7 protein-coding genes are annotated in these 8,118 nt (G+C 71.7%); 6 read left to right on the forward strand and 1 reads right to left on the reverse strand.

What is annotated here, in order from left to right; translation table 11 throughout:
* Together H5J30_RS10910 and H5J30_RS10915 are read left to right on the forward strand one after the other, a co-directional pair.
* Window positions 1-894: RNA polymerase sigma factor (locus H5J30_RS10910; RefSeq protein WP_181787235.1), on the forward strand; the 894-nt coding region annotated here is incomplete at its 5' end.
* A 231-nt stretch (window positions 895-1,125) separates the two neighbouring features.
* A complete protein-coding gene (locus tag H5J30_RS10915; RefSeq protein ID WP_181787236.1) occupies window positions 1,126-2,574 on the forward strand; it encodes an alpha-amylase in 1,449 nt (482 codons plus the stop codon).
* 31 nt (window positions 2,575-2,605) lie between these two features.
* Here H5J30_RS10915 and H5J30_RS10920 read toward each other — a convergent pair whose 3' ends face one another.
* Window positions 2,606-3,652 carry a LacI family DNA-binding transcriptional regulator gene (locus H5J30_RS10920; protein WP_181787237.1) on the reverse strand — a complete coding sequence of 349 codons (1,047 nt, stop codon included), beginning with the start codon at window positions 3,650-3,652 and terminating at the stop codon, window positions 2,606-2,608.
* A 150-nt stretch (window positions 3,653-3,802) separates the two neighbouring features.
* Here H5J30_RS10920 and H5J30_RS10925 point away from each other — a divergent pair, with 150 nt between their 5' ends.
* From H5J30_RS10925 to H5J30_RS10940, 4 genes are all read left to right on the forward strand, one after another.
* Window positions 3,803-5,089, forward strand: a complete 1,287-nt coding sequence (locus H5J30_RS10925; protein ID WP_181787238.1) for an extracellular solute-binding protein — start codon at window positions 3,803-3,805, stop codon at window positions 5,087-5,089.
* Between the two features lie 82 nt (window positions 5,090-5,171).
* Complete coding sequence (locus tag H5J30_RS10930) at window positions 5,172-6,059, forward strand: carbohydrate ABC transporter permease (RefSeq protein ID WP_220188768.1); 888 nt, start codon at window positions 5,172-5,174, stop codon at window positions 6,057-6,059.
* Window positions 6,056-6,991, forward strand: a complete 936-nt coding sequence (locus H5J30_RS10935; protein ID WP_258563243.1) for a sugar ABC transporter permease — start codon at window positions 6,056-6,058, stop codon at window positions 6,989-6,991. The genes H5J30_RS10930 and H5J30_RS10935 overlap by 4 nt, the downstream gene beginning before the upstream one ends.
* Before the next feature lie 104 nt (window positions 6,992-7,095).
* Window positions 7,096-8,118, forward strand: a 1,023-nt coding sequence (locus H5J30_RS10940; RefSeq protein WP_258563244.1) for an alpha-amylase family glycosyl hydrolase, incomplete at its 3' end; no start/stop codon positions are given.

The following is an 8,118-nucleotide window of genomic DNA, read 5'->3' on the forward strand; positions in this document are numbered from 1 at the left end:
TTCCGGCAGTACCTGCGCGAGATCGGCCGGATTCCGCTCCTCAGCGCCGCCGAGGAGGTGGAGCTGGCCCGGCGCGTCGAGGCCGGGCTGTTCGCCGAGGAGAAGCTCGCCAGCGAGCCCGACCTGGTCACCCAGCTCGCGCTGGACCTGGACCGGCTCGTCGTGCTGGGCCGGATGGCCAAGCGCCGGCTGATCGAGGCGAACCTGCGGCTCGTCGTCTCCGTCGCCAAGCGGTACGTGGGCCGCGGGCTGACGATGCTCGACCTGGTGCAGGAGGGCAACCTCGGGCTGATCCGCGCGGTGGAGAAGTTCGACTACGCCCGCGGCTACAAGTTCTCCACGTACGCGACCTGGTGGATCCGCCAGGCCATGTCCCGCGCGCTGGCCGACCAGGCGCGGACCATCCGCGTCCCCGTCCACGTCGTCGAGCTGATCAACCGCGTCGTGCGCGTCCAGCGCCGCATGCTCCAGGAGCGCGGCTACGAGCCGACACCCGAGGAGGTCGGCACCCATCTCGGGCTGCCCGAGGAGCGGGTGAGCGAGGTGCTGCGGCTGGCGCAGGAGCCCGTGTCGCTGCACGCGCCGGTCGGCGAGGAGGAGGACGTCGCGCTCGGCGACCTCATCGAGGACGGCGACGCCGCCTCCCCCGTGGAGTCCGCGGCGTTCCTGCTGCTGCGCGAGCACCTGGAGGCGGTGCTGTCGACGCTGGGCGAACGGGAGCGCAAGGTGGTGCAGTTGCGGTACGGGCTGATCGACGGCCGGCCGCGGACGCTGGAGGAGATAGGCCGCATCTTCGGCGTGACCCGCGAGCGGATCCGGCAGATCGAGTCCAAGACCCTCAACAAGCTGCGCGACCACGCCTTCGCGGACCAGCTCCGCGGCTACCTGGACTGAGGAGACCGATCCGGCCGGTCGGGCGCGTGGGGCCTGTGAAGGACCCCCGACCGGCCGGACCGGCGTGCGAGAAACTAGCACCGCCGGGGCCGGGTTGAAAGACCTTGCAGTCATCTTTCATGCGGGTTGACCGTGCTCCGGCACGGCCTCTACGGTCGCTCTGCACAAGCTTTCCATCCGAACACCGATGTGGCTGTGGCGCGTCAGCTCTCCGAAGCGAGGAGGGTACACATGGCTCATCCGGTACGTGCACGGCTGCGCGGCGCACGCCTGCTGCTCGGGACGGCGCTCGCCGCCCTCGTGCTCGCGCTGCTGCCCGCCGCCACCCGGGCGAGTACGGCGGCGGAGGCGGGGGCGGCGGAGGCGCCGGCGGCGGAGGCGGCCGCGGGGGGCGACGTGATCGCCAACCTGTGGTCCTGGAACTGGAAGTCGGTCGCCGCCGAGTGCACCGACGTCCTCGGCCCGGCGGGGTACGCCGCCGTGTGGGTGGCGCCGCCCGCGGAGTCCCTGGCCCACCCGCAGCACCACTGGTGGGACGTCTACCAGCCGTACAGCTACGGCCTCACCGGCCGCCTGGGCACCGAGGCCGACTTCACCGCCATGACGGCCGCCTGCGACGGCGCCGGCGTCGCCGTCTACACCGACGCCGTCGTCAACCACACCGCGGCCCAGACCGGCACCGGCTACGCCGGCACCGCGCTCGGCGACAAGTACGCGCCGCCCATGTACTCCCGGGCGGACTACAACGTCGACGTCTGCAACCGCGAGATCGGCAACTGGGACGACAAGTGGGAGGTGCAGAACTGCGAGCTGCTCGGCCTGCCGGACCTGAAGACCGGCAGCGACGCCGTCCGCGACAAGATCGCCGGATATCTGAACTCCCAGATCGCCCGCGGCGTCTCCGGCTTCCGCGTCGACGCCGCCAAGCACATCCCCGCCGCCGACCTGGAGGCCATCGCCGGCCGGCTGGACGACACCGCGGCCGGCGCGCGGCCGTTCGTCTTCCACGAGGTCTTCCCCGGCAGCACCCCCGCGCCCGACGAGTACTACGGCAGCGGCCGGGTGCTGGACTTCTTCTTCGGCGACCGGGTGAAGTCCGCGTTCCAGAGCGACATCGCCCGGCTGGAGAACCTCGGTGACCAGGGCCTGCTGCCCGCGCGGAACTCGGTGTCGTTCGTCACCAACCACGACACCGAGCGCAACGGCCGCCACCTGACGTACAAGGACGGCGACACCGCCGTCCTCGCCAACGTCTTCCAGCTCGGCTGGACGGACGCGCCGCCCACCGTGTACGCGGGCTTCGCGTTCGCCGGCAACGACGACTCGCCGCCCGCCGACGGGGGCGGCTTCGTCACCGGCACCGACTGCGGCGCCGGCTGGTACTGCCTCGACCGCGACCCGCGGATCACGGGGATGGTCGGCTGGCGCAACGCCGCCGGCGGCGCCGAGGTGACCGACTGGCAGTCGCCGCGCGGCAACGTCGTCGGCTTCGGCCGCGGCGACCGCGGGTTCGTGGCGCTCAACAACACCGGGGAGCCGGTGAGTCAGGAGTTCGGCACGGCGGTCGCGGACGGCACGTACTGCAACGTCCTCGACGGCTGCGCCACCGAGGTCACCGTCGCCGGCGGGCGGGTCGCGCTCGACCTGCCCGCCAAGGGGGCGGTCGCCTTCCACCCGTAACGGAAAGGCGCCGTGGCACCGGCGCCCGCGGTCACGTCTCCGCGGGCGCCGAGGCCGTCGAGCCCCGTACCACCAGCTCCGGGTGGAAGACGAACTCGGCGTGCGGCGCCGGGGTGCCGCCGATCTCCTCCAGCAGCGCCCGCACCGCGGCCTGGCCCATCGCCGTCACCGGCTGGCGCACCGTCGTCAGCGGCGGGTCGGTGAAGGGGATCAGCGGCGAGTCGTCGTAGCCCACCACCGACACCTGCCGCGGCACCGCGAGCCCCCGCTGCCGCGCCGCCCGGATCGCGCCCAGCGCCATCATGTCGCTGGCGCACACGATCGCCGTGCAGCCGCGGTCCAGCAGCGCCGACGCCGCGGCCTGCCCGCCCTCCAGCGAGTACAGCGAGTGCTCGATGTCCGCCCGCGCGTCCTCCTGCGGTACGGCCAGCACGTCGCGCATGGAGTCGAGGAACCCCTCGACCTTGCGCTGTACGGGCACGAAGCGGCCGGGCCCGAGCGCGAGCCCGATGCGGCGGTGGCCCAGGGAGGCCAGGTGCGTCACCGACAGCCGCATCGCGTCCCGGTCGTCGGGGGAGATGAACGTGCCCTGGAACTTCTCCGAGTAGCCGTTGATCATCACGAACGGCACGCCCTTGCCGCGCAGCCGCGTGTACCGCTCCATGTCGGCGGTGGTGTCGGCGTGCAGCCCGGAGACGAAGACGATGCCGTCCACGCCGCGCTCCACGAGCATCTCGGTCAGCTCGTCCTCCGTCGAGCCGCCGGGCGTCTGCGCCGCCAGCACCGGGGTGTAGCCCTGCCGGGTCAGCGCCTGGCCGATCACCTGCGCGAAGCCGGGGAAGATCGGGTTGTCCAACTCGGGGATGAGCAGGCCGATCAGCCCCGCGCTGCGCCGGCGCAGCTTCACCGGCCGCTCGTAGCCGAGCACGTCGAGGGCGGCCAGCACGGCCTGCCGGGTGGTGTCCGCGACGCCCGGTCTGCCGTTCAGCACCCGGCTGACCGTGGCCTCGCTGACCCCGGCCTGGGCCGCGATGTCGGCGAGCCGCGCGGTCGCGGGACCTGACTGTTCCTGGCGCACGTCGTGTCCTCCCTGGTTCTCTGCTGTGACCGTAACTCCTTGCAGAAATTTCTTGCAAGGTCTTTCGGCCGCATGCCAATCCTGTTAGCTTCCTCGGCGTCCGGCGCCGCGCTGCGCGGTCACGGTTCCCTGCCTGAAGGAGAGTTCACTATGCGACGTGGCATAGCCGCCACCGCCCTGGCCGCCTCACTTGCGCTGACGGCCACGGCCTGCGGGGACGACGGGGACGGCGGCGACGGCGGCGGGAGCGCCGGCGGGCAGGTGACGATCACCTGGTGGGACACCTCCAACGCCACCAACGAGGCGCCCACGTACAAGGCGTTGATCAAGGAGTTCGAGAAGGCCAACCCGGGCATCAAGGTCGAATACGTCAACGTCCCCTTCGACCAGGCGCAGAACAAGTTCACCACCGCCGCCGGCACCAAGGGCGCCCCCGACGTCATCCGCACCGAGGTCGGCTGGACCGCCTCCTGGGCCAAGTCGCAGTTCCTCGCCCCGCTCGACGGCACCGCGGCGCTGGCGGAGCAGGACGACTTCACGCCCTCCCTGCTGAAGCAGGCGCAGTACGAGGGCACCACCTACGGCGCCCCGATCGTCACCGACACCCTCGCGCTGATGTGGAACAAGGACCTCCTGGCGAAGGCCGGCCACGACGCGCCGCCCGCCGACTGGGACCGGCTCATGGACGTCGCCGCCGACGTCGAGGCCAAGACCGGCGCCGACGGCTTCTGGGTCAACAAGGACCCGTACTACACGCTGCCGTTCCTCTTCGGCGAGGGCACCGACATGGTCGACGCCGGGGCGCAGAAGATCACCGTCAACTCGCCGGAGGCCGTCACCGGGGTGGCGAAGGCCAGGGAGATCGTCGAGGCGCCGGGCACCGCCGACCTCGACGTCACCGCCGACGCGTACGCCCACATGCAGGACGCCTTCGTCAACGGCAAGGTCGCGATGGCCGTCCAGGGCCCGTGGGAGCTGACCAACGTCTACGCCGGCCCCGCCTTCGAGGACAAGGCGAACCTCGGCATCGCCCCCGTTCCCGCCGGCTCCACCGGCAAGGCCGGCGCCCCCACCGGCGGCCACAACCTCTCCGTCTACAACGGCTCCGACGAGGCGCACAAGGAGGCCGCGATCGAGTTCGTCGGCTGGATGACCTCGGCGAAGACCCAGTCGAAGATCGCTGTGAAGAACGGCACCCTGCCCACCCGCACCTCCGCCTACACCGACGAGGTCAAGGCCGCCCCCGGCGTCGCCGACTACCAGCAGGTGCTGGCCGACACCGCCCGGCCGCGCCCCGCGCTGCCCGAGTACAGCACCCTGCTCGGCGACGACTTCGCGCAGAACCTCGCCGCCGTCCTCAAGGGCGACACCGGAGTCGAGGACGGACTCGACGCCACCGCCGAGAAGTTCGGCGAACTGGTCCCCGACTTCGCGTAGCGCGCCGCAGCGGTCCTGAAGGGCAACGGAAGTGATCAGCAGCCTGAAGCAGTCGTACAGCCGCCACTGGTACGCCTACGCCATGGTCGCCCCGGTCGTCGCCGTCCTCGGCGTGCTCGTGGCGTACCCGCTGGGCCGCGGCGTGTACCTGTCGCTGACCGACGCCACGAGCGACAACGTCGGCCGCACCATCGGCGTCAACAAGATCCCGGACAGCTTCTCCTTCGTCGGCTTCGACCACTACGTCGAGATCCTCACCGGCAGCGGCGCCGACACCTTCTGGAAGCAGTTCGTCTGGACGCTCTTCTGGACCGCCGCCTGCGTCGCCCTCCACTACGGCATCGGCCTGGGCCTCGCCGTCCTGCTCAACCGCAGGATGCGCGGGCGCACCCTGTACCGGCTGGTGCTGATCCTGCCGTGGGCGGTGCCGACGTTCGTCACCGTCTTCTCCTGGCGGATGATCCTCGCCGACGGGGGCGTGCTCAACTCCGCGTTCGCCTCCGTCGGCATGCCCGAACCCGCCTGGCTCAGCGAGCCGTTCTGGCAGCGGACGGCGGCGATCGTCGTCAACACCTGGTGCGGCGTCCCGTTCATGATGGTCTCGCTGCTCGGGGGGCTCCAGTCCATCCCGGGCGAGCTGTACGAGGCCGCCGAGACGGACGGCGCCACGCCCTGGCAGCGGTTCCGGTACGTGACGCTGCCCGGGCTGCGGGCGGTGAGCAGCACGGTGATCATGCTGGGCGTGATCTGGACGTTCAACCAGTTCATCGTCATCTTCCTGCTCTTCGGCTCCACCGCGCCCGACACCGAGATCCTCGTCACCTGGGCGTACCGGCTCGGCTTCGGCCAGACGCCGCGGGACTACGCCGGCTCCGCCGCGTACGGCGTGATCATCCTGTCCATGCTCGTCGTGCTGGTGTCGGTCTACCGCCGCTGGCTGAACCGCAACGAGGAGGCGGCCGTCCGATGACCCGCCCTGCTCCCTCCCACCCCCGCCGCCCTGCTCCCTCCCACCCCCGCCGCCCTGCTCCCTCCCGCCCGCGCCGCCCTGCTCCCTCCCGCCCGCGCCGCCGCGGCGAGCGCAGCACCGCCGCGTCCGTCGCGCTGCACGGCACGCTGCTCGCGGCGAGCTTCGTCGCGCTCTTCCCGGTCGCCTGGCTGGCGTGGATCTCCCTCGGCCCCGACAAGACCGACTTCCTGCACGCCGGCGAGATCGCCGGCAAGGTCAGCCTGTCGAACTACACCACCGTGCTGTCCGACACCGACTTCCTGCACTGGGTCGGCAACTCGCTCATCGTCAGCCTCGGCACCTGCCTCATCGGCGTCTTCGCCTCCGCCAGCGCCGCCTACGCCGTCTCGCGCATGCGCTTCCCCGGCCACCGGCAGCTCATGTGGACGTTCCTGGTCACCCAGATGTTCCCGTTCGCGATCCTCATCGTGCCGCTGTACAACATCCTGGCCGGGCTCGACCTGCTGGACACCTACTGGGCGCTGATCGCCGTCAACCTCACCCAGGCCGTGCCGTACTGCGCCTGGCTGCTCAAGGGCTACTTCGACACCATCCCGCACGAGATCGACGAGGCCGGCCGCGTCGACGGGCTCACGCCCTTCGGCACGTTCTGGCGGCTGGTGCTGCCGCTGGCCCGGCCGGGCATGGCGGTCGCGGCGTTCTACACCTTCCTCACCGCCTGGGCGGAGTTCGCCTTCGCGTCGGTGTTCCTGCTCAGCTCCGACAAGTACACGCTGCCCATCGGCCTGGCGACCTTCGTCAGCCAGCACGACCAGCAGTGGAACCTGATGGCCGCCACCGGCGTGCTCATCGCGATCCCCGCGGCGGCGTTCTTCTACCTCGTCCAGCGCCACCTGGTGACCGGCCTCACGGCAGGCGCCGCCAAGTCGTAGACCGGCACGCCCCCTTCCACGCGCCTCCGCCCGCCCCCCTCCTCCCGCAAGCCACTGGACGCGGCCCGCGCGGGCCGCCCGCCCACCGACGACCCGGGGAAGACATGACCCAGCACCTTGCCGCCCGTACGGCCGCCGACTCCGCCGACGCCCTCGACTGGTGGCGCGACGCGGTGATCTACCAGGTCTATCCGCGCAGCTTCGCCGACGGCGACGGCGACGGCACCGGCGACCTGCCCGGCATCCGCGCCCGGCTACCCTACCTCGCGCAACTCGGCGTCGACGCGGTGTGGCTCAGCCCGTTCTACGCCTCCCCGCAGGCCGACGGCGGCTACGACGTCGCCGACTACCGCGCCATCGACCCCGTCTACGGCACCCTCCACGACGCCGACGCCCTCATCCGCGACGCCCACGGACTCGGCCTGCGGGTCATCGTGGACGTCGTACCCAACCACTCCTCCGACCGCCACGAGTGGTTCCGCCGCGCCCTGGCCGAAGGCCCCGGCTCCCCGCTGCGCGCCCGCTACCACTTCCGCCCCGGCAAGGGCGCGCACGGCGAACTGCCGCCCAACGACTGGGAGTCCATCTTCGGCGGCCCCGCCTGGACCCGCTGCCCGGACGGCGAGTGGTACCTGCACCTCTTCGCCCCCGAGCAGCCCGACTTCGACTGGGAGCACCCGGCGGTCGCCGACGAGTTCCGCTCCATCCTGCGCTTCTGGCTCGACATGGGCGTGGACGGCTTCCGCGTCGACGTCGCCCACGGCCTCGTCAAGGCCGCCGGCCTGCCCGACATCGGCGGCACCGGCCAGCTCGGGCTGCTCGGCAGCGCCGCCATGCCGTTCTTCGACCAGGACGGCGTGCACGACATCTACCGGAGCTGGCGGCGCGTCCTGGAGGAGTACCCGGGCCGGCGCATCGCCGTGGCCGAGGCGTGGACGCCGACCGTCGAGCGCACCGCCAACTACGTGCGCCCCGACGAGCTGCACCAGGCGTTCAACTTCCAGTACCTCGGCACGTACTGGGACGCCGCCGAGCTGCGCCCCGTCATCGACGCCTCGCTCGCGGCCATGCGCCCCGTCGGCGCGCCCGCGACCTGGGTCCTGTCCAACCACGACGTCACCCGGCAC

Source organism: Streptomyces phytophilus (assembly GCF_013870535.1).
GTDB lineage: Bacteria > Actinomycetota > Actinomycetes > Streptomycetales > Streptomycetaceae > Streptomyces > Streptomyces phytophilus.

Coding starts and splice junctions, on each gene's coding strand:
- H5J30_RS10915 (WP_181787236.1), top strand. CDS start 1,126: ATGGCTCATCCGGTACGTGCACGGCTGCGCGGCGCACGCCTGCTGCTC.
- H5J30_RS10925 (WP_181787238.1), top strand. CDS start 3,803: ATGCGACGTGGCATAGCCGCCACCGCCCTGGCCGCCTCACTTGCGCTG.
- H5J30_RS10930 (WP_220188768.1), top strand. CDS start 5,172: ATGGTCGCCCCGGTCGTCGCCGTCCTCGGCGTGCTCGTGGCGTACCCG.
- H5J30_RS10935 (WP_258563243.1), top strand. CDS start 6,056: ATGACCCGCCCTGCTCCCTCCCACCCCCGCCGCCCTGCTCCCTCCCAC.